At 60.0% G+C, this 20,039-nt stretch carries 19 protein-coding genes, 1 tRNA gene and 1 pseudogene; 10 read left to right on the top strand and 11 right to left on the bottom strand.

Annotated features, from left to right (window positions below):
* The 5 genes from WH299_RS10290 to bcsQ all read left to right on the top strand — a co-directional run bounded on the left by WH299_RS10290 (position 1) and on the right by bcsQ (position 4,980).
* Entirely contained in the window at positions 1-666 is a 666-nt protein-coding gene (locus WH299_RS10290; RefSeq protein ID WP_028615346.1) for an SGNH/GDSL hydrolase family protein, read from the top strand.
* Positions 666-1,331 (top strand): cell division protein FtsQ, encoded by a 666-nt coding sequence (locus WH299_RS10285; RefSeq protein WP_339550207.1) that lies wholly within the window; start codon positions 666-668, stop codon positions 1,329-1,331. The genes WH299_RS10290 and WH299_RS10285 overlap by 1 nt, the downstream gene beginning before the upstream one ends.
* 17 nt (positions 1,332-1,348) lie before the next feature.
* A complete protein-coding gene (locus tag WH299_RS10280; RefSeq protein WP_123475280.1) occupies positions 1,349-2,764 on the top strand; it encodes an MBOAT family O-acyltransferase in 1,416 nt (471 codons plus the stop codon).
* A 12-nt stretch (positions 2,765-2,776) separates the two neighbouring features.
* Positions 2,777-3,901: an alginate O-acetyltransferase AlgX-related protein gene (locus tag WH299_RS10275; protein WP_122730376.1), complete on the top strand. Its 1,125-nt coding sequence runs from the start codon at positions 2,777-2,779 to the stop codon at positions 3,899-3,901.
* A 176-nt stretch (positions 3,902-4,077) separates the two neighbouring features.
* Entirely contained in the window at positions 4,078-4,980 is a 903-nt protein-coding gene (gene bcsQ, locus WH299_RS10270; protein WP_323623218.1) for a cellulose biosynthesis protein BcsQ, read from the top strand.
* Positions 4,981-5,221: 241 nt separating this feature from the next.
* Here the strand turns inward: bcsQ and WH299_RS10265 are convergent, their stop codons facing one another.
* From WH299_RS10265 to WH299_RS10245, 5 genes are all read right to left on the bottom strand, one after another.
* A complete protein-coding gene (locus WH299_RS10265) occupies positions 5,222-6,409 on the bottom strand; it encodes a methyltransferase (RefSeq protein ID WP_339550205.1) in 1,188 nt (395 codons plus the stop codon).
* Positions 6,390-7,079, bottom strand: coding sequence for an ABC transporter permease (locus WH299_RS10260; protein WP_122730738.1), 690 nt, complete (start codon positions 7,077-7,079; stop codon positions 6,390-6,392). Before WH299_RS10260 ends, WH299_RS10265 begins: the two co-directional genes overlap by 20 nt.
* A gap of 38 nt (positions 7,080-7,117) precedes the next feature.
* Positions 7,118-7,813 carry an ABC transporter permease gene (locus WH299_RS10255; protein ID WP_126569701.1) on the bottom strand — a complete coding sequence of 232 codons (696 nt, stop codon included), beginning with the start codon at positions 7,811-7,813 and terminating at the stop codon, positions 7,118-7,120.
* A gap of 74 nt (positions 7,814-7,887) precedes the next feature.
* Positions 7,888-8,640, bottom strand: coding sequence for an ABC transporter substrate-binding protein (locus tag WH299_RS10250; protein WP_028615353.1), 753 nt, complete (start codon positions 8,638-8,640; stop codon positions 7,888-7,890).
* Positions 8,641-8,653: 13 nt separating this feature from the next.
* Complete coding sequence (locus WH299_RS10245) at positions 8,654-9,427, bottom strand: ABC transporter ATP-binding protein (protein WP_122730383.1); 774 nt, start codon at positions 9,425-9,427, stop codon at positions 8,654-8,656.
* A 554-nt stretch (positions 9,428-9,981) separates the two neighbouring features.
* On the opposite strand from WH299_RS10245, the gene gabP reads away from it, so the two are divergent.
* A complete protein-coding gene (gene gabP, locus WH299_RS10240; protein ID WP_028615355.1) occupies positions 9,982-11,373 on the top strand; it encodes a GABA permease in 1,392 nt (463 codons plus the stop codon).
* A gap of 45 nt (positions 11,374-11,418) precedes the next feature.
* On the opposite strand, the gene WH299_RS10235 is transcribed toward gabP, so the two are convergent.
* Together WH299_RS10235 and WH299_RS10230 are read right to left on the bottom strand one after the other, a co-directional pair.
* A complete protein-coding gene (locus tag WH299_RS10235; protein ID WP_028615356.1) occupies positions 11,419-11,826 on the bottom strand; it encodes a hypothetical protein in 408 nt (135 codons plus the stop codon).
* Positions 11,827-11,838: 12 nt separating this feature from the next.
* Positions 11,839-12,816: an alpha/beta hydrolase family protein gene (locus WH299_RS10230; protein WP_339550203.1), complete on the bottom strand. Its 978-nt coding sequence runs from the start codon at positions 12,814-12,816 to the stop codon at positions 11,839-11,841.
* Positions 12,817-12,917: 101 nt separating this feature from the next.
* Between WH299_RS10230 and WH299_RS29650 the strand changes: the two are divergent.
* From WH299_RS29650 to WH299_RS10215, 4 genes and pseudogenes are all read left to right on the top strand, one after another.
* Positions 12,918-12,998 (top strand): annotated as a pseudogene (locus WH299_RS29650) (antitoxin); the annotation flags it as partial.
* 61 nt (positions 12,999-13,059) lie between these two features.
* The gene (locus WH299_RS10225) at positions 13,060-14,025 is read left to right on the top strand and encodes an arsenic resistance protein (RefSeq protein WP_339550201.1); all 966 of its coding nucleotides are present in this window, start codon (positions 13,060-13,062) and stop codon (positions 14,023-14,025) included.
* Positions 14,026-14,112: 87 nt separating this feature from the next.
* Entirely contained in the window at positions 14,113-15,705 is a 1,593-nt protein-coding gene (locus WH299_RS10220; protein ID WP_339550200.1) for an ArnT family glycosyltransferase, read from the top strand.
* 87 nt (positions 15,706-15,792) lie between these two features.
* The gene (locus WH299_RS10215) at positions 15,793-16,068 is read left to right on the top strand and encodes a hypothetical protein (RefSeq protein ID WP_126569697.1); all 276 of its coding nucleotides are present in this window, start codon (positions 15,793-15,795) and stop codon (positions 16,066-16,068) included.
* Positions 16,069-16,205: 137 nt separating this feature from the next.
* Here WH299_RS10215 and WH299_RS10210 read toward each other — a convergent pair.
* From WH299_RS10210 to WH299_RS10195, 4 genes are all read right to left on the bottom strand, one after another.
* Positions 16,206-16,281 (bottom strand) — tRNA-Phe (locus WH299_RS10210).
* A 103-nt stretch (positions 16,282-16,384) separates the two neighbouring features.
* A complete protein-coding gene (locus WH299_RS10205; RefSeq protein WP_065875784.1) occupies positions 16,385-16,657 on the bottom strand; it encodes an oxidative damage protection protein in 273 nt (90 codons plus the stop codon).
* Positions 16,654-17,721 carry an A/G-specific adenine glycosylase gene (gene mutY, locus WH299_RS10200; RefSeq protein ID WP_122730392.1) on the bottom strand — a complete coding sequence of 356 codons (1,068 nt, stop codon included), beginning with the start codon at positions 17,719-17,721 and terminating at the stop codon, positions 16,654-16,656. The genes WH299_RS10205 and mutY overlap by 4 nt, the downstream gene beginning before the upstream one ends.
* Positions 17,718-19,928, bottom strand: coding sequence for an AsmA family protein (locus WH299_RS10195; RefSeq protein WP_339550198.1), 2,211 nt, complete (start codon positions 19,926-19,928; stop codon positions 17,718-17,720). Before WH299_RS10195 ends, mutY begins: the two co-directional genes overlap by 4 nt.
* Between the last annotated feature and the right edge of the window lie 111 nt (positions 19,929-20,039).

Genomic DNA, 20,039 nt, shown 5'->3' with positions numbered 1-20,039 from the left:
ATGCCTGTTTCTGCGATTGCCGGCCTAACCATGCTGGTATTAGGCGAAAGTCATATGAGCTTTCCCGATTCGTTGCTCAACCCGTTGCAAGACAACCTCACCAAGCAAGGCGCGGTGGTTCACTCCATCGGTGCGTGCGGTGCCGGTGCGGCGGATTGGGTTGTCCCGAAAAAAGTCGAGTGCGGTGGCGAACGCACGCCCACCGGCAAGGCCGTGATTTATGGCAAGAACGCCATGAGCACCACGCCGATCCAGGAACTGATCGCCAAGGACAAGCCCGACGTGGTCGTGCTGATCATCGGCGACACCATGGGCTCTTACACCAACCCGGTGTTCCCGAAAGCCTGGGCCTGGAAAAGCGTGACCTCGCTGACCAAAGCCATCACCGACACCGGCACCAAATGCGTGTGGGTCGGCCCGCCATGGGGCAAAGTCGGTTCCCAGTACAAGAAGGATGACACCCGCACCAAGCTGATGTCGTCGTTCCTGGCCAGCAACGTGGCGCCGTGCACCTACATCGATTCGCTGACGTTCTCCAAACCGGGCGAGTGGATCACCACCGACGGCCAGCACTTCACCATCGACGGTTATCAGAAGTGGGCCAAGGCGATCGGTACTGCCTTGGGTGACCTGCCGCCATCGGCCTACGGTAAAGGAAGCAAATAATGAAACGGATGACCCTGGGCCTGGCGACTTTGCTCGCCAGCGTCAGCGCCTACAGCGCCGACATCCCCTTGTACCCGACGGGCCCGGAGCAAGACGCAGCGTTCCTGCGTTTTGCCAACGGCACGCCTGGCGAGTTGAAGCTGGTGGCCGACGGTTCCAAGGCCAGCCTGGTGTTGAATGGCGATAAAGCCGTTTCGGCCTTTTTGCCAGTGGTCGGCGGTGACAAGCCGATCAAAGGCATGTTGAGCAGCGCCGGTAAAAACACCGATTTCTCCGTGAAAGTGGCGCCTGGCGAATTCGCCACGGTGGTCGCACTGGTCGATGCCAAGGGCGCTACGCGCCAATTGGTGGTGCGCGAAGTGCCGGACGACTTCAACGCGCTCAAAGCCTCCCTGGCCTTTATCAACGCCGACGCCACCTGCGCCGACGCCAGCCTGGAAGCCGTGGCGCAAAAGGCCGAGCTGTTCAAAAAGGTCGCGGAAGGCGCGGTGCAGCGTCGCATGATCAACCCGGTGGAACTCTCGGTGCAGCTCAAATGCGCCGGTGCGCCGGTTGGCCAGCCGCTGACGTTTACCCTCAAGGCGGGCGAGCGCTACAGCGTTTTGGCCGTTCCTTCAGACAAAGGCTCGAAGTTGCTGTTCGCCTCTGACGCACTCGCTAACTGATCGGGTCCGACACCACCATGGTCTTTGCCTCACTCGAATTCCTCACGCTGTTCCTGCCGGCCTTCCTGTTGATCTATGCCCTGGCTCGTCCGAGCTGGCGCAATGTCATCCTGTTGATCGGCAGCTGGTTGTTCTACGGCTGGTTGAGCCCGTTGTTCCTGTTCCTGCACATGGTGTTGACCGTGGTGGCGTGGGTCGGCGGCTTGCTGGTGGACCGCTCCCGTGAGGATGGCAAGGGCCGGGTGCGCCTGTTGATCGCGTTGATCGTGTTCAACACGGCGGTGCTCTGTTGGTACAAATACGCCAACATCGTCGCCGGCACGGTGAGTGAGGTGATCACCTGGTACGGCTATATGCCGCTTGATTGGCAGCGTGTGGCTTTACCGGCCGGTCTGTCGTTCATCGTGTTGCAGGCGATTTCCTACCTGGTGGATGTGCACCGTCATACGGTGCCGGTGGAGCGCAGCTTCATCAACTACGCCACCTATATCTCGATGTTCGGGCACTCGATTGCCGGTCCGATCATCCGTTATGACTGGGTCCGCCGCGAGCTGAACCAGCGTTATTTCAACTGGCCAAATTTCTCCCTCGGCGCGCGGCGCTTCATGATCGGCATGGGCATGAAAGTGTTGGTGGCTGACACCTTGTCGCCGCTGGTGGACATTGCCTTTCACCTGGAGAACCCAAGCCTGGTGGACGCCTGGATCGGTTGCCTGGCGTACTCGCTGCAACTGTTCTTCGACTTCGCCGGTTACAGCGCCATGGCCATCGGCCTGGGCCTGATGCTGGGCTTCCACTTCCCGGAAAACTTCAACCGGCCGTACCTGGCCAGCAGCATCCAGGACTTCTGGCGGCGTTGGCACCTGTCGTTGTCCAGCTGGTTGCGCGACTACCTGTACATCGCCTTGGGCGGTAACCGCGACGGCGTATGGCGCACTTATCGCAACCTGTTTCTCACCATGGCGATTGCCGGGTTGTGGCACGGCGGCGATAGCTGGAACTACCTGTTGTGGGGTTCGGCCCATGGCGTGGCGTTGTGCGTCGACCGTGCGTGGTCGCGTTCGAGCCTGCCGAGCATTCCGCCGGTGTTGTCGCACATCCTCACATTGCTGTTTGTGTGCCTGGCCTGGACCTTGTTCCGTGCGCCGGACTTCCACTCAGCCCTGACCATGTACGCCGGCCAGTTCGGGATGCACGGCATGGGCCTGGGTGACGCGATGGCCGTGGCCATGCGCCCGGCCCATGGCATGGCGGCATTGTTGGGCCTGGTGTGCATCATTGCGCCGATCTGGCAGGTGCGTTGCGAACAGCGTTTCGGCACCCAGCCCTGGTTTGTGGTGGCGGCTTCGCTGTGGCCGGTGGCCGGGTTTGTGTTGTCGTTTGCGCTGATTGCCAGCCGCGACGCCGTACCGTTTCTGTACTTTCAGTTCTAAGGACGCCCGACCATGCCTGCTCCTACCGCGCCGACTCCACCGAGCGACCTGGCCGTTCGCACCAGCCCCCTGGCGGCCTGGGTGTTGGTGCCCTTTTTGGCGGCGGGACTGATCTCCTGCGCCTGGCTGATGGTGAAGGGGCCGATCAGTTATATGCCGGCCAAGGTCGACAGCGACATGCTGCTGCACGGCGACCTGACCCACCGTTTTGCCAAGGAGCTGGCCAAGGCGCCGATGGCGATCCAGGCCGCGAACCTGGAGCGTGGTGGCAGCTGGCTGGCGTTTGGCGATACCGGGCCGCGCGTGCGTCCGGGGTGTCCTGGCTGGCTGTTTATCAGCGATGAGTTGCGCATCAACCGTCACGCCGAAGCCAATGCTCAGACCAAGGCCCAGGCGGTGATCGACCTGCAAAAACAACTGAGTCAAAAAGGTATCGATCTGCAAGTGGTGGTGGTGCCGGACAAGAGCCGCATTGCCGCCGCCCAACGCTGCGGCCTGTACCGCCCGGCGGTGCTCGATAGCCGGATCCAGGACTGGACCCAGTTGTTGCAGGCTTCCGGCGTTTCCGCGCTGGACCTGACCGATACGCTCAAGCCGCTGGGCGCCGAGGCTTACCTGCGCACGGATACTCACTGGAGCGAAATCGGCTCCAACGCCGGTGCCCAGGCTCTGGCGCAACGTATCCAGCAACGCGGCATCAAGGCCACGCCGGAACAAACCTTCGACATTAGCCAGGCACCGCTCGCCGTGCGCCCCGGTGATTTGGTACGCCTGGCAGGTCTCGATTGGTTGCCGCCCAAGTTGCAGCCAGCCGGCGAGTCAGTTGCTGCCAGTACCGCCCATGAAACCGGTGGCGCGACCAGCAATGCTGATGACCTGTTTGGCGACGCGGGGCTGCCCAATGTGGCACTGATCGGCACCTCGTTTTCGCGTAACTCCAACTTTGTTGGCTTCCTGCAGAAGGCCCTGAATGCGCCGGTCGGCAATTTCAGCAAAGACGGTGGCGAATTCTCCGGCGCGGCCAAGACCTATTTTGAAAGCCCGGCTTTCAAGCAAACGCCGCCTAAGTTGTTGATTTGGGAGATTCCGGAGCGGGATCTGCAAACACCCTACGATGTGATCAGTATTGGTCAGTAATTTGACTATTTGCCGTTTGTCTAAAAAATAGGCAACTATCTCATCAAAATAATGACACTTTTACGCTCCTGAAGCAGACTGCTTGCACTAGGGCGACCACAAAAAGACCTGCGGTAAGCAGTCGTATCAGCTGACCTTTTCACGTCTTTGAGCTTCGCCGTGATGAGGGGTTTGTTATGGGCATTACTGATGGTCTTCTAGCCTTGCTCGGCAAGGACATCTGCCAGGATGAGCGCGGCATGGAGTCGCGTTTGCATTTCTTCGGCAGTATTCCCCGTGCGGATGATGTTGCCGTCAACCAGGACGCAGACACCGTGCCCCTCAAGCCAAAAGCGGTGGCGCTGGTGTCGATCAATGGCGGCGTCGGCCGTAGCACCCTGGCCACCGCCTTGAGCAGCGGCCTGCAACGCCAGGGCGAGTCCGTCGTGGCTTTGGACCTAGACCCGCAGAACGCCTTGCATCTCCACTTCGGCGTGAGTCCGGCGTTGCCGGGCATCGGGCGCACCAGCCTGGAACATGGGCCATGGAGCCCGCTTCAACAGCTTAGCTTCGCTGGCTGCCAGGTGATCCCCTTTGGCGAAGTCGATATCCCACAGCAGGAAAACCTGGAGCGCTGGCTCAAGCACGAGCCGTGTTGGCTGGCTCAACACCTCGCGTCCCTGGACTTGAGTGCGCGGCATACGGTGATCATCGATACCCCCGCCGGTAACAACGTCTACTTCCATCAAGCGCTGAGCGTTGCCGATGTGGTGCTGGTCATCGTGCAGGCAGATGCGGCATGCCTGGGCACCCTTGACCATCTGGATGTACTGCTTGCCCCGCATCTTGAAGGTCAACACCCGCCTCGCGTGCAAGTGGTCATCAACCAAGTGGATGAAAGGAATGCCTTCAGCCTGGACATGGTCGAGGCCTTCACGCAAAGGCTGGGGAAAGCGGCGCTGCAAGTGCACCGCGACATAGCGATCAACGAAGCACTGGCGTTTGGTGTCGACCCATTGGATAGCGTGGAGAAGGGGCTGGCAGCTGACGATATCAACGATCTTTGCCGGTTGTTGAAGGCGCCAAAAACAAGCGACTGAAGCGTTGGTTATACGTTGAACGCCAGATGCTTATGCACAATCGGTTGGATGCAGCTGTCACTAAACAGCCATTTTGTGGAGCTGTTCTCATCACGCCGCAACTGCCTGTTTTGCGTGCGTTTTATTTTGTGAACAAAAAATGACCAGCTCGGTTTGTGACCTGCAGCGCAGATGGCTACAGGCTCCGTAAAGATTTCATCAACAGAGTTATCCACAGGCTGTGCTGCGACAAATTTGCCCTTTATTCGCGCTCGGCAAGCACCATCAAGTTGCGCGGTGTCAGTACGGGTTCGCAGAAAGTGCCTATCTGGACCTTGTAGCCGTTTTCTTCGAGAAATAATGCCCGATCCAGCACCAGCCACACTTCCAGCGGGCGCCGGAATAGACCGCGTACCAATTCCAGATTTCTGACCTCCGCCAGGCGGCGCCAGCCGCACGCCTCCAGGCCCGTCCAGTCCTGTTCGCCTGTGGATAACCCTTTGAGGCTGGCCAGTTCCTGGCAATAGTCGGCAAAGGGTTTGTCCAGCCAGCTGGCGGGCAGGGAGGGTGTAGGCAGGTACTCGTCGACGCCACGAAGTTCACGTTGCAGTTGATCGAAACCCAGGCGCCGCGCCATGGACGTGTCCCGTTGCAGACGCACCCGTTTGCCTGCGGTGACGGTTTCGCTCAGCGGCAGGCCGAGGTCATCGATCGATAACTGCAGCCGTGATGCGCGGCCGGCGTTGGACAGTGGTTGGTAGGAATCGGCGTTGATGCGGTTGTAGCAGCAGGGCCCCAATGCAAGCTGTTTGCAGCCGACCGTGCTCGCCAGTTGCATCAGCCGCACATGCAAGTCGCCACAGGCATGCAGGGCGACGGGCGTGTGTGCTGAGTTGATTGCCACGTCGGCCATCACGTCTTGCAGACGATGGGTGACCGGCAGGCGGTGATGGTCGCTCAAGGCTTGGCCTGCGGCGATCAGCGCCGGGTCGTATTCCAGGCAGGTCAGTGCTTGGCCGGCTTGTAACAGGCGGCGTCCGAGGTGACCCTTGCCCGCACACCAATCCAGCCAATGCTTGGGCGTTTGTGCAAACTGCAGCACCGCGCCGAAGGCTTCGATCTGTTCCCACTTGCGGCCCGGCACATCGACGTTCAGGCGATGGTGAGCCGGGGGCAGGGGCTGCGTCGGTAACTTATCCACAGCACTGAGCTGTCGGGCTTGCACGGCGAGTTGTGGAAAAGGTGCCGGCGCCGGCAGGTCAAAGGGCTGGTTGTGACTGGCTTCCGCATCGGCCAACGACCGTTGGCGCAGCCACTGGGCGAGTTCGGGGTGCTCGGTTTCCCAAGGTAAGTGCAGGTGAGTAAAGGGCCGTGGTTTCCACAGCCCTTGATGCTCTATCAGGAACGCATCCAGCGCCTGGAAGCGTGCCTCAACGTCCTTGGCAGGCATCGACGCGTAGCCAGCGTTCCAGCAGTTTGAAGCCGCGCACAAGAATGTAGGCCATCAGCAGGTAGAACAGCCCGGCGGCGAAGAATATTTCTACCGGCAAATAGGTGCGGGCGATGATGGTCCGCGCCATGCCGGTCAATTCCAGCAAGGTGACGGTACTGGCCAGGGCGCTGGCCTTGAGCATCAGGATCACTTCGTTGCTGTACGCCGGCAGGCCGATGCGCGAGGCGCGTGGCAGGATGATGTAGAAGAGTGTCTTCGGCTTGGACATGCCCAACGCACGCGCCGCTTCAATCTCACCCGGCGGAATGGCCTGGATCGCGCCGCGCAGGATCTCGGCAATATAGGCCGCAGTGTGCAGGGTCATGGTGGCGGTGGCGCACCAGAACGGATCGCGCAGGTACGGCCACATGAAGCTCTCACGCACGGAGTCGAACTGCGCCAGGCCGTAGTAGACGAGGAACAACTGCACCAGCAAGGGCGTGCCACGGAAGAAGAAAATGTAGGCGTAGGGCAGTGCGCTGACATACCAGCGGCGCGATGAGCGGGCGATACCCAGTGGGATTGCCAGCAGCAGCCCGGCGATGACGGCAATGGCTACCAGCTCCAGGGTCAGGGTCGCGCCCTGGGCCAATCTTGGCAGCCACTTGATGATCACGGCCCAGTTCAGGCCCAGGTCGAAATGCGCCAGCCAGCTGTAGTCGCCGCTCATTGGGTGCTCCTTGCAAAGCCGCGGGCGGCGCGTTTTTCCAGGAAGTGCATGCCGGTCATGGCCAGCACGGTCAGGCCCAGGTACATGAAGGCGGCAACCATAAAGAAGGTGAAGGGTTGCTTGGTGACGGTCACGCCGATCTGCGCATGGCGCATGATTTCTTCCAGGCCGATCACCGATACCAGCGCGGTGTCTTTCATCAGGATCATGAACAGGTTGCCCAGGCCCGGCAGGGCGATGCGCCACATCTGCGGCATGATCAACCGGGTGAAGATCCTGAATTTCGACAGGCCCAATGCCACGCCGGCTTCGCGGTGGCCCTTGGGAATGGCGAGGATCGCGCCACGGAACACTTCCGTAGCGTAGGCGCCAAAGCACAGGCCCAGGGCGATAACCCCGGCGGCAAAGGCGCTAAGGGAAAGGTCGGGGTTGCCGAAGAACTCACCGAGGGCACGCATCAGGTTGACCGTGCCGAAATAAATCAGCAGCACCCACAGCAATTCGGGAATGCCACGAACGATAGTCGAGTAAGCACCGCCCGCCCATTGCAGCGGCTTGTACGGCGAAGTCTTGGCCAGGGCCCCGGCCAGGCCGAGCACCAGCCCCAGGCACAGGGCCGTGAGCGCCAGTTTGACGGTCATCAGCGCGCCAGCGGCAAGCGCCGGGCCGAATCCGTAGAGATCGAAATTCATGGTGTTTTCATATCGCGGCAGGCAGTGCAAAAAGCCGACGCGCTCAAGTGAGCGCGCCGGGCATACCGTTCAGATCATTCGATGCTGAAAGGGAAGTACTTGTCGTTGATCTTCTTGTAGGTGCCGTCTGCCTTGATCTCTGCCAGGGCTTTGTTCAGGCGCTCGCGCAGTGGGTCGCCCTTGCGTACGGCGATACCGATCTTGTCGCTTTCTACCACCGGGTCGCCTTTGAATTCATAGGCCGAACCGTCTTTGCTCTTGAGCCATTCGTACTGCACGTACTTGTCGGCGAGGATACCGTCCAGGCGACCGGAGGTCAGGTCGAGGTAGGCGTTTTCCTGGGTGTCGTACAGCTTGGCGGTGGTGTCTGGCAGTTCGTCTTCCAGATAAGTGCCAGCCAGGGTCGCGCGCTGCGCACCGATGGTCTTGCCCTTGAGGTAGGCAGCGTCGGTCTTGAAGTCGGCGGTGGCCTTAGGCGCGATGAACTGCAGCTTGTTGGAATAGTACGGGTCGGTGAAGTCGACGGCCTGCTTGCGCTCATCGGTGATCGACAGCGAGGACACCAGGAAGTCGAACTTCTTGGCGTTCAGAGCCGGGATGATGCCGTCCCAGTCGGACACATACACTTCGCACTTCTCGACTTTCATCTTGGCGCACAGGGCGTCGCCGATGTCTTTGTCGAAGCCGACGACGTTGCCGCTGGCGTCTTTATTGTTGAACGGCGGGTAAGCCGCTTCGATCCCCATTTTCAAGGTTTCTGCCATGGCCGTGGCGCTGAACGCCATCGAGACGGCCGCGGCCAGAAGGAATTTTTTATAGTTCTGCATGCATGTTGCTCCGTTAGCGGTTGCTGGACATGAATTGTTTGCAGCGCGCCGAAAGCGGGTTTTCAAACACCTGCTGTGGCGATCCTTGCTCTTCGACCAGGCCCTGGTGCAGGAACACCACCTCACTGGACACCTGACGGGCGAAGCCCATTTCATGGGTGACCAGCAGCATGGTGCGGCCTTCTTCGGCCAGCGCGCGGATCACATTAAGTACTTCCTGAACCATTTCCGGGTCAAGCGCCGAAGTGGGTTCGTCAAACAGGATGACTTTAGGCTGCATCGCCAGGGTGCGCGCAATGGCCGCCCGTTGCTGCTGGCCGCCGGACAGTTGCGCAGGGTAGGCGTGACGTTTGTCAGCAATGCCGACCTTGGCCAGCAGGGCTTCGGCCGTTTCGATGGCGTCGCGTTTGCTTTGGCCAAGCACACGGCGAGGGGCCTCGATGATGTTGTCGAGGATGCTCATGTGCGGCCACAGGTTAAAGTTTTGAAACACAAAACCGATTTCGCTGCGCAGGCGATTGATCTGCTTACCGTCGGCGGCCATCAGCTCGCCGTTTTTCGCGGCCTTGAGCTTGAGCTCTTCGCCGGCGACCAGGATCTGGCCCTGATGCGGGTTTTCCAGCAGGTTGATGCAGCGCAGGAAGGTGGACTTGCCGGAACCGGAGGAACCCAGGATCGAGATCACGTCGCCGTCGCGAGCGGTCAGCGAGATACCTTTGAGTACCTCCAGCTCACCATAGCGTTTATGCAAGTTGCGGATTTCAAGCGCGGGCGCGGCCTCGGCCATGTGGGGTCCTCATTGTGTTCGTTGCAATCCTGCTGTTGGGCCGCCTTCCTGGCGAGGCGCCAAGCTAGCATAGCGTCTTGATGGCAGCCAACAGCATGGCCGGCGGTAAACAGGTGGTGTGCGGCAAGGTGTCGCATCGGCACAGCAGCGTGTCGCGCCATCAACAACCGAACATCCGTTTGAACCCGAAAAACCGCAGGCTTCGCGTAAAAAAGGGCGCGATGGTGCCAGCTTTGGCCGGGTGTTGGAAGGGTTAACCGGGCAAACGGTGCATATCAGCCCTTTTGTGGGGCGTCACGTACTTTTTGTGTGTGTTTATGGTGCGTTTATTCGTCTTCAATGTGGGTCGCACGGTAACGCTATAGCGGAATGCCATTGTTCTCAATGACTTGCGAGTGATGTTGAAACGTCCTACAGCCCGCGTCAATTGCGGCTCCGTAACATTTTGGCGCAAATCTTGCGTAAAAAATAAAGAACGCCCTGTTGGTTTCTTTTCACGAGAAAGATCCCGGGCTGGGCGGACCGTTTTCGCAATTCCTCGTAAAGGTGTGTCAATGAGTAGTACGCAAAGCTCCAATGACCTCGAACAGGGGCTCAAACCGCGTCACGTCACCATGCTGTCGATTGCCGGCGTCATCGGTGCCGGTTTGTTTGTTGGCTCCGGCCACGCGATTGCTGCCGCCGGCCCGGCCGTACTGCTGGCTTACGCCGCTGCGGGCACGCTGGTGGTGTTGGTGATGCGCATGCTGGCCGAAATGGCCGTGGCGTCGCCGGATACCGGTTCGTTCTCCACCTACGCCGACCGGGCAATTGGCCATTGGGCCGGTTTCACCATCGGCTGGTTGTACTGGTGGTTCTGGGTGTTGGTGATTCCGCTGGAAGCCAACGCGGCTGCGACCATCCTGCATGCCTGGTTCCCGGATGTAGCCATTTGGGCCTTTACGCTGATCATCACCTTGCTGCTGACGGCGACTAATCTGTTTAGCGTGAAGAACTACGGCGAGTTCGAGTTCTGGTTTGCGTTGATCAAGGTTGTGGCGATCGTGGGCTTCGTGATCCTTGGTCTGGCTGCGATTTTCGGTTTCCTGCCGACCAGCCAGGTCAGCGGCGTTTCGCACCTGTTCGACACCCAAGGCTTCATGCCCAACGGCATGGGCGCCGTGTTGGCCGCGATCCTGACCACCATGTTCTCCTTCATGGGCACCGAGATTGTCACCATCGCCGCCGCTGAATCGAAGAACCCAGGCCAGCAGATTACCAAGGCCACCAACTCGGTGATCTGGCGCATTGGTTTGTTCTACCTGTTGTCGATCTTCATTGTGGTGTCCCTGGTGCCATGGAACGATCCGACCCTGGCTGCCGTAGGTTCCTACCAGACCGTGCTGGAGCGCATGGGTATCCCGAATGCCAAGCTGATCGTCGACCTGGTGGTATTGGTTGCCGTGACCAGCTGCTTGAACTCGGCGCTGTACACCGCCTCGCGCATGCTGTTCTCCCTGGGCCGTCGCGGTGATGCACCGGCGGTGGCCAAGCGCACCAACAAGAGCGGCACGCCTTACTGGGCGGTGTTGTTGTCTACTGGCGCGGCGTTCCTGGCGGTATTCGCCAACTACGTGGCCCCTGCGGCAGTGTTCGAGTTCCTGCTGGCCAGCTCCGGCGCTATTGCGCTGCTGGTGTACCTGGTCATCGCTGTGTCGCAACTGCGCATGCGTCAGAAACGCACGGCGGCGGGCGAGAAGATTGTCTTCAAGATGTGGCTGTTCCCAGGCCTGACCTACGCGGTGATGGTGTTCATCGTGGGCACGCTGACCATCATGCTGTTTCAGGAAGCGCATCGGATCGAGATTATTGCGACCGGTGTCCTGAGCTTGTTGGTGGTGGTGGCGGGGCTGATTGTGGCGAGCCGTCGCAAGGCGCAGAGAGTAGGCGCTGCGGTACTGAACTAAACTGAGTCGATGACTGTAGGAGCCGGCTTGCCGGCTCCTACAGGTTCAAGGTTGTGACAATTCTTTTGAGGCCGCCACGTAATCCGCCTGGAATTGCGGCGACTCGATCCACGCCAGTGCTGCGGCTTCATCATCGGTATCTGTAGCCCACTGCCGATACTCGATCAGCGCTGCCAGGATAAAGTCGGTGGCTTCTTCTTCGCCTTCCTGTTCCAGCACCAGTGCCAGCAACGGGTGGGCCAAGAACACGGCGCACAGGGCTTGTTGGCTGGTCTCGCCTGCGGTGCGCATCTCTACGAACAGCTCGGTCAAATCCACTGACTCAAGGTCAATGCGGCTGTCGTCGCCGGCAAACGCATCCGGTTTGGTCGCTACGGCGCGCTGGGTACGGTTCTGCTTGGCCTTGGCCTTTGCCCGGTGGGCACGTTTTTGCTGCTTGTTCGGCGAGGCCATGGGCTCAGCGTCCTAGGTTTCGGATCGGGATGGGGTATTGAAGCGCAGGTTGAGGGAAATCCCAAGGGTATCTGCAGCCAATTGGCCGTTTAGAAGCCACGCCAATGCAATCGGCCACAGCCGATCCTGATACTGGCTGCGAAAAAATGCGAAATGGCCTACCGTCTTTTCACCAATGTCCTCAGGCGCGATCCGCAGATGAGTGAGCTCACTGCCGTCGAAGTAACCCAATAATCGCTCGATGGCGGCCACGGTCCCGAACGGGTCGTCGGTGATGCTGATGGCCAGTATCTGCGCCTTTACACGACTGAATGGCAGCTCGCCCAAGGCCCGCCCGCTGGGCCGTGTTTCGTAGCTGGGCGTCGGTGTACTCCAGTCCCGCACCACGCCCGCCGGTGTGTCTTCCAGCCAGCCCAGGCGCTTGCCGGGGAAGTACCCGCACAGTGCCGTCAGCAACGGCATTGCCACATGCCACTTGGCAAACATCCGCCAGCGCACACTCGCTGCGTAGTCGCGCCAGTACGCAAACTGTGCGCCTACGGTCACCATTCGCCGAATGACCGCGCCCGACGCCCCGAGCCCTGCCGCGCAGCCACCGAAGCTATGGCCGACGACATCAATCGGCTGTCCTGGAAACTCCCGTTGCGCGCGCTTCAGCATTGCCTCGAAATCCAGCACGCCCCAATCCGACCATGAGGCCTTGAAGCCACGCAATGAGCCGCTGCGAGATTCGCCGATGCCACGGTAGTCGTAGGTGATGACGTCAACGCCGTGGGCGAACAGGTAGTCGGCAAAGCGGGCGTAGTGGCGGCAGCGGACGGAGGTGGCGGCGTTGATGATCACCACGGGCCGCGTTGGATCGGTTCTGATGTGTCGCCAGGTGAAGCCGCCGATGAGGTGACCGTCGGCGGCGGTCTCCTTGAAGGATTCGCGGTGGTCGCGCGCAGGTGAGGCCGAGGGCAATCGCAAAGAGGCGTCGTTCAAATTCATTGGGTTCTCGGCCTTTATAGGTTTCTTATTTTTTTAGTAACAGTTCACCAGTTTGCCAGTAGTTGCACCGCGTCTGGCAGGCATCCATTGAGGAGATCTCTATGAGCATCCCGCTATCTCCCATCGTTTCAGAGTTTGAAACTGAAGAGCAGGTTGCCAGCTATGACCGTTGGTTCCGCTCCACTCGACCTTGCGCCAATAGATACATAGGCTTACACCTTTGCGATCCACCAAGGCGTTTTCATGACCCGCGATACCCTCGAACGCAACCAGGTCTCTTTGTACTTCGTAGTCGTGCTGCTGGCTGCCGGTTTCGGTCTGCTCGCCCCCTCATTCGCCCACCACCTCAGCACACTGATCACACCCGCCATCGCAGTGCTGATGTATGCAATGTTCCTGCAAATACCCTTTCTGGACCTACGTCAAAGCCTGACCAACAAGCGCTTCCTGTCAGCGTTACTGTTCGCCAACTTCATCCTCATTCCGTTACTGGTGTGGGCATTGACCCAAGGCCTCGCAGGACGCCCGGCACTGCTGGTAGGGGCGTTGCTGGTATTACTGACCCCGTGCATCGACTACGTGGTGGTGTTTACTCATATCGGCAAGGGTGATTCGCGGTTGATGCTGGCGGCGACGCCGGTGCTGTTGTTGCTGCAGTTGGCGCTCTTGCCGATCTATCTGGGCGTGATGCTAGGGGCGCAGTCCGAAGTGGTTGTTGAGGCGCAGCCGTTTATCGAGGCATTCCTCTGGTTGATCGTGCTGCCCATGGTTCTGGCTGTTCTCACGGCTTCAGTGGCGCGGCGATCATCACTCGTCAGTGCTTGGAACGGCGGCTGGGCGTGGATACCGGTGCCGGCGATGGCATTGGTACTATTTGTGGTGATCGGTTCGCAGATCACGTCGGTGGTGCGGGATATCAACCTGTTGCTGCCGGTGATCCCGGTGTACGTCGGTTTCCTGTTGATGGCGCCGTTGATGGGCGCGCTGGCATCGCGGCTGTTTGCGCTGCCTGCGGTTACGGCCAGGGCGGTGACGTTCAGCGCATCGACGCGCAATTCGCTGGTGGTACTGCCCTTGGCGCTGGCGCTGCCTGAGGACGTGCGCGGGTTGGCGGCGACGGCAGTGATCCTGCAAACCCTGGTCGAGCTCGTTGGTGAGCTGATTTACGTTCGGTTGATCCCGAAATGGGTGTGGCCCGCAGGTCGGTAAACGCGGGAATGTTCAGGTCTGTTCAGGCGCTATTCAGCAGGGCAGTCGGCACCATAAGTCGGCGCCCCTTACCTGACAGGTCAACCGATGGATCACCGCAACCGTTTTCGCCTGGAATCCCTGGGCATTTTCCTGTTTGCCCTGCTGCTGTTCACCCTGGGGATCTGGGATCAGCAGCCCCAAGGATTTGACGGACGCTGGGCGCTGTTCCTGCAAGAAATGTTTCGCCATGGCGCGAGTCTTTTCCCGACCACCTATGGTCAGCCCTACGCGGATTACCCTGGAACCGCGACCTTTTTCAGCTTTGTGTTTGCCCGACTGTTTGGCGCGCCCAATCATCTGGCCAATGTGCTGCCCACCGCTCTGGCTTCTGCTGGCGTAGTTGCCTTGATCTACCGCTTGCTGGCCCCGTCGAATCGCCAGTGGGCGCTGCTCACCGTGCTGTTGACCTTGCTTACCACCCAACTGCTCGAAAAATCCCGCTCTGTCTGCCTGGATCAGATGGTGGCGTTGTTGTGTGTAGGAAGTTTTTACCTGTTGCACAGTGGCGGGCGCTGGAGGCGACTTGCGGTGTTTGCGTTGTTCATCCTGGGCTTTGCGATACGCGGGCCGCTGGGGTTGATCGAAGTCTGTGGCGTGGTCTGTGTGTACTGGGCGTTGGGCAGTCCAGGGGAGCGAGTGAAGCAGGTGCTGATTCACGGCGCTGTTGGCCTGGTGCTGCTGGCAATCTGTTGGTGGTTGCTGATGAAGTTGGCGCGCATCAGTGGGGGCGACGCCTTTGCAGACGAGGTGTTCAGGATGCAGGTGGGCGGTCGTCTCGATGAAGCTGGAGAACCGTTTTATTTCTACTTCCAGTTGAGCCTCTACCGCTACTTCCCGGTGGTGCCGTTGGCGCTGGCCACCCTGATTGCGCTGCGTCATCGCTGGTCCGAGCGGTTCGAAGGCGACATGCAACTGGTGGTGCGACTCGGCGCCTGCGGCTTGATGATCTTGCTCGGGCTGTCGGTGCCGCACTTCAAGCGCACCTATTACATCCTGCCGATGGTACCGATGTTTGCGGCTGTCGCGGCCTATGGGCTGCTCCAGGCGCCGAGTTGGCTCTCGGGCGTGCGCCGATGCTACGAAGGGCTGGTCGTGGCACTACCGGTGTTGTGCGTGGTTGTAGTCTTCGTCTGTCGACATGCGTGGCAAAAGCATGGTTACTGGCCTGACGTTTCGCTGCCGTTGCTGATTGGCGTGTTAGGGGTCTTGCAAGTGGCGGCGCTGATCGCCTGGCGACGAGCGGGGCGGTTGGTGTGGCTCAGCCTGATCGCATTGCTGGCGCAATGGTTGTTGTTGGTGACGGTGGTGGAGCCGTCCAAGGATATGCAGTTCGATACCCGCAAGTTTGTCGGTCAGGTAGAAGCACTGCGTGCAGAGACGCCTGGACCGCTGGTGTTTATCAATCTGGGGCGAGACACCTGGGCGGTGCGCTACATGATGAACCTGGACCATGATGAGCAACCGCTGTTTGTCGGCGGTCAACAGCTCGAGGGGCTGGAGGGCTTGCCTCGGCCCGCCTGGGTAATTGTGTCGCGCAAGGAGACCGCGCTGCTGCAGGGGACGCCGCTTGAGCGTCAGGCGCCGACCTTTGAGGGGCGGCTGAACGACAATCCACTGATGGTGTTTTTGCTGAAATGACTCAGCAAGTTGCTGTATGTTCGCCAACTGGATGACCGATCAGTCATTCAATTGAGTTTTTTTTGGAATTGCCGTACTGGAAGCCTCATGGATATGACGAAAAAGGACTTTAAGCGGCCTGACTGTGGCCACGTGATCGGCCGTTCGCGAATTGGCTGGTTGAGCATCTGCTTCGACGGCGGCTGCAGCTACCCTGCGATGATCAATGTGCTGAGAGCTGTCTTCAAGCGCTATGGGCGCCTGGTGCGGTTTGGCGAGAAGCTGTCGGCGCAGGGTTGGATTGATCGAGTCGAGGAGCGGGGCTTTCAGATCTCCGATCAGGAGCGGGTGGCGGTGTTTACGTTGATGTGGGATGAAAAGTGAAAGGTCTTCTGGGGTGATGCTGAATCGCCTCAGGCTAGGCCGATAAATTCCAGGTAACTTCCAGGCAACAAAAAACCCGCACTAGGCGGGTTTCTTGTGTGTTTCAGATGACGTTTGCACCACCTGAAACTGAATAGTGGTGCCCAGAGACGGAATCGAACCGCCGACACGGGGATTTTCAATCCCCTGCTCTACCGACTGAGCTATCTGGGCAACGGGGCGCATTAAACGGGTTTTTCAGGGGGTCGTCAAGCAAGTTTTCAAAAAATATTTAATTATTACCGTCGCTTACGTGCAGACCCCGGTTTTTGATCAATTATTGAGCAGGCGGCACGTAGCCGTCAGCCTTGGCGTATTCCTCGCCGGAAAAGAACTTGTCCATCTCGCCTGCCAAGTATTTACGGTCTTCGGCGTTCATCATGTTCAGGCGCTTTTCGTTGATCAGCAGGGTCTGGTGTTTCAGCCAGTCGGCCCAGGCTTTGGCAGAGACGTGCTCGAAAATGTCCTGGCCCTTGGCGCCTGGGTACGGAGGGCGCTCGAGGCCTGGCAATTCTTCTTTGTACTTGCGGCACATGATGGTGCGGGTCATGACGGAACTCCTGCATTCAATACGTCGGCCGCGCGCTTCAGCAGTTTTTTTACCGGGGCGGCAAGGCCCAGGCGCGGCGGGGTGGCGAGGTTATACCAGAGCCAGTCTGCCTCGGCCACGTGATGGGCGGATTCCTCGACCTGGACCAGCCAGGGTTCGATGGCGAGTTGGAAGTGGCTGAAGGTGTGGATCAGCCCTGGCAGCGCCTGTTGCTTGCCCAGCTCCAGCGCGTGCTGGTGGGCCAGGTGTTCCAGGTCTTGCAGGTCATCCAGCTCCGGCAAACTCCACAGGCCGCCCCACAGACCTGTAGAGGGGCGGCGATAAAGCAGGATCGCGCCCTCTGCATTGGCCAGCAACGGCATCAGCGTGCGCTTCTGCGGAATAGTCTTGCGCGGCTTGGGGATTGGGTAGCGCGTCTCCAGGCCGAGCATGTGGGCTTCGCAGCCTTTTTCCAGTGGGCACAGCAGGCAGCTGGGTTTGCTGCGGGTGCAGAGCGTGGCGCCCATGTCCATCATCGCCTGGGTGTAGGCGTTGACCCGATCATGAGGCGTGAAGCGTTCTGCGGTGGCCCACAGCTGCTTGGCCACCTTGGGCTCGCCTGGGTAGCCCTCTTGCGCGGTAAAGCGTGCCAGCACGCGTTTGACGTTGCCGTCGAGGATCGGTGCACGCAGGCCCATGCTCAGGCTGGCGATCGCACCAGCCGTGGACAAACCGATGCCGGGCAGCTCGGTGAGCTTCTCGACATCCTTGGGAAACTCGCCGCCGTACTCGGCCACGACAATCTTCGCGGTCTTTTGCAGGTTGCGCGCCCGGGTGTAGTAACCCAGGCCGGTCCACAAGTGCAGCACTTCATCTTCCGGCGCGGCGGCCAAGGCCTCGACCGTTGGCAGCGAAGCCATGAAACGGTCGAAATAGTTGAGCACGGTGCTCACCTGGGTCTGCTGCAGCATGATCTCCGAGACCCACACCCGATAAGGCGTGATGCCCTGTTGCCAGGGCAGGTCATGGCGACCGTGGCGGTCGTACCAGTCCAGCACCGCCGTTGAAAACTGCTCGTTTCTCATCGTTTGAACAGGCCTTTCAAAGCGTCTTTGAGTTGTGGATTAACCTTGTCGAGCTTCTCTTCCAGCTTTTCGTTCAGGCGGTTGCCGGCCGCTTTGATGGCGACCTGGCCCAGGCCGTCCTTGTCCAGGCGGCAGGCCTTGGCGCCCAGCTCCAGTGGGCCACGGCAGCGCAGCGGTACTTCGATACCCTGGAAGTTCGAGCCCACCTGACAGGCCGGGTCCGGCGTTGCACGCTGGTCGCCTTCGACAATGATGCCTACGCGGTAATCCATGCCCAGCACACGCAGGTCGATGTCGCCGTTGCCATTGACGGTCAGGCCGGGGATGCGCACTTTCAGGTCAGGGTTGCTGGCTACGCCGTTACGGAAGGTCAGGTTGCCCTTCAACTCCTGGAACGGCGTGTCCTTGCCTTGCGGTGTGCTGCTCAAGGTCTTGCGGTTGAGCAGGGCAATACCGGTGCACAGTTGCTGTTCGAGGTTGGCGTTGAGCAACACACCGTTGTTGATCACAAAGCTGGCGGTGCCGTTGAGGCTGTCGATCAGGGCTTTCTGGCTATTGCCACGGCCCGTGAGGTTGCTGTCGAGGGTGATCTGGCCCTTCACCGGTGGGTTTTGCCCTTGGGCTTGCAGGATGCGTTCGACCGGCACTTGCTTGATATGGCTTTGCAGCGCCAGCACCGGAATATCCTGGCGCACATCGAGACTGCCGTTGGCCTGGAAAGTACCGTTGTAGAGGCCACCGCTCAGGGTATCGAGCTTGAGCTGACCATCGACGCCCGACGCCTTGAGCGCCGCATTCTGGATTGGCAGCTTGCTCAAGGTCAGTTGGCCGAAGGCCAGGTCGGCGTTCACATCCAGCGTGCGCAGACGCGCCAGCGGCAGCAGTTTGTCGGTACTCCAGGCGCCTTTGGTCGGTGCGTCGGGCAGCGGTGTGGTGCCGCCGGCGGCCATGGCACCGGCTTCGCTGTTCTGTACTTCGGCCTGGCGGGCTGCGGCTACACCCTTGGCGGATTCAGACTTGGCCGGCAGGTAGTTGTCGGCGTTGAAGGTATCGCCCTTGAGCTGGACGCGCAGGGATTGCTTGGCAAAATCCTCCACGGCGAGGCGACCGGTGAAGGTGCTGCCGTCGAGTTTCAGGTTCAGGTCTTCCAGGGCCAGGCTGCTCGGCGTGCCCTTGAGGCGGCTGACCAGTTCGACCTTGCTCAGGCTGCCCTCGGCCATGGGAGGCAGCGGGTGGCCAACACCGTCGAGAAACTTGGCCAGGTCAAACTGGGCAATGGACAGCGCGCCGCTGAGCTGCGGAGTCTTGTCCAGATCGTTGACCTTCAGCTCGCCCAGTGCGCGCAGTTGATTGGCCGACAACTTCATATTGGTCCATTCGGCGATATTGGCCGCCTGGTCCACCAGCAATTGGCCCTGGGTGGAGAACGTCACGGTCTTGCCTTGCAGCGGCTCGCCCGTGGCTTCGCCGCTGATCTTCATGTCTTCAAGCTGATAGCGCTTGAGCGCACGCTGGATGCGCAGGTTGCCGTTGAGTTCGGTCTTGACGCGCATCACCGGCTGGTTGCTGCCGAAGAACGCAGTGAGCTTCACCGGAATGCTGGCGCCTTCGTGCACGGCACCGGCGCTCAGTTGGATGCTTTCGGCGCTGAACTGCTTGCCGGTCTGCTCGTCGTTGTATTCGACGCGAGCGTTGTTGACCGTCAGGCTGTCGATGTCCAGGCGAATGGGCTTCGAGGGTTTTTCCGGTTCGGGTTCGGAGGGTTTCTCGGTCGAGCCTGGGCTGCCGACGGTCGCCTCGGTCACGTTCTTGCCGATGTCTTCCCAGTTGCCGTGGCCTTGCTTGTCACGGTTGAGGCGCAGGTTGAGGCCTTCGACGCGCACATCGCTCATCTGTACTTCGCGGCGCAGCAGCGGCAGCACGCGTACAGAGAGACCGAGCATCTGCAGGTCGGCGAATGGCTGGGTCGGCGCGGTCAGGGTCGCCACGCTGGCTTCGTGCAGTTCCAGGCCGAGCCAGGGGAACAGGCTCCAGCCGATATCGCCATTGAGCGTCAGCTCGATGTGGGCCTTGTCGCGGGCAATCTGGCGAATCTCGTCTTTATAGTCGTTGGGATCGAAGAGATGGGTCAGGGCAAAGCCTAGAGCCACAATGATCAGCAACAGCCCGAGAAGTACCAGACCCAGGATTTTGCCGAACGCTTTCATGGGCGAGTCCTTGTATGTCGATTTCAAAATTTAGCCGCAGAGTATAACGCCCGACGGCCTGCGTCAGTGCCCCGATCGTTACATTGTATCCAGGGACGGGGAAACGGGTTT

It is taken from the genome of Pseudomonas sp. MYb541 (genome assembly GCF_037479595.1).
Classification (GTDB): domain Bacteria; phylum Pseudomonadota; class Gammaproteobacteria; order Pseudomonadales; family Pseudomonadaceae; genus Aquipseudomonas; species Aquipseudomonas canadensis.
The sequence above is the reverse complement of the archived record's forward strand: the minus strand, read 5'-3'. Positions and strand labels throughout refer to the sequence as shown.

What these genes read in the sequence shown, in the direction of transcription:
- WH299_RS10290 (WP_028615346.1), top strand. Translation starts at nt 1, where the DNA reads ATGCCTGTTTCTGCGATTGCCGGCCTAACCATGCTGGTATTAGGCGAA.
- WH299_RS10285 (WP_339550207.1), top strand. Translation starts at nt 666, where the DNA reads ATGAAACGGATGACCCTGGGCCTGGCGACTTTGCTCGCCAGCGTCAGC.
- WH299_RS10280 (WP_123475280.1), top strand. Translation starts at nt 1,349, where the DNA reads ATGGTCTTTGCCTCACTCGAATTCCTCACGCTGTTCCTGCCGGCCTTC.
- WH299_RS10275 (WP_122730376.1), top strand. Translation starts at nt 2,777, where the DNA reads ATGCCTGCTCCTACCGCGCCGACTCCACCGAGCGACCTGGCCGTTCGC.
- bcsQ (WP_323623218.1), top strand. Translation starts at nt 4,078, where the DNA reads ATGGGCATTACTGATGGTCTTCTAGCCTTGCTCGGCAAGGACATCTGC.
- WH299_RS10265 (WP_339550205.1), bottom strand. Translation starts at nt 6,409, where the DNA reads ATGCCTGCCAAGGACGTTGAGGCACGCTTCCAGGCGCTGGATGCGTTC.
- WH299_RS10255 (WP_126569701.1), bottom strand. Translation starts at nt 7,813, where the DNA reads ATGAATTTCGATCTCTACGGATTCGGCCCGGCGCTTGCCGCTGGCGCG.
- WH299_RS10250 (WP_028615353.1), bottom strand. Translation starts at nt 8,640, where the DNA reads ATGCAGAACTATAAAAAATTCCTTCTGGCCGCGGCCGTCTCGATGGCG.
- WH299_RS10245 (WP_122730383.1), bottom strand. Translation starts at nt 9,427, where the DNA reads ATGGCCGAGGCCGCGCCCGCGCTTGAAATCCGCAACTTGCATAAACGC.
- gabP (WP_028615355.1), top strand. Translation starts at nt 9,982, where the DNA reads ATGAGTAGTACGCAAAGCTCCAATGACCTCGAACAGGGGCTCAAACCG.
- WH299_RS10235 (WP_028615356.1), bottom strand. Translation starts at nt 11,826, where the DNA reads ATGGCCTCGCCGAACAAGCAGCAAAAACGTGCCCACCGGGCAAAGGCC.
- WH299_RS10230 (WP_339550203.1), bottom strand. Translation starts at nt 12,816, where the DNA reads ATGAATTTGAACGACGCCTCTTTGCGATTGCCCTCGGCCTCACCTGCG.
- WH299_RS10225 (WP_339550201.1), top strand. Translation starts at nt 13,060, where the DNA reads ATGACCCGCGATACCCTCGAACGCAACCAGGTCTCTTTGTACTTCGTA.
- WH299_RS10220 (WP_339550200.1), top strand. Translation starts at nt 14,113, where the DNA reads ATGGATCACCGCAACCGTTTTCGCCTGGAATCCCTGGGCATTTTCCTG.
- WH299_RS10215 (WP_126569697.1), top strand. Translation starts at nt 15,793, where the DNA reads ATGGATATGACGAAAAAGGACTTTAAGCGGCCTGACTGTGGCCACGTG.
- WH299_RS10205 (WP_065875784.1), bottom strand. Translation starts at nt 16,657, where the DNA reads ATGACCCGCACCATCATGTGCCGCAAGTACAAAGAAGAATTGCCAGGC.
- mutY (WP_122730392.1), bottom strand. Translation starts at nt 17,721, where the DNA reads ATGAGAAACGAGCAGTTTTCAACGGCGGTGCTGGACTGGTACGACCGC.
- WH299_RS10195 (WP_339550198.1), bottom strand. Translation starts at nt 19,928, where the DNA reads ATGAAAGCGTTCGGCAAAATCCTGGGTCTGGTACTTCTCGGGCTGTTG.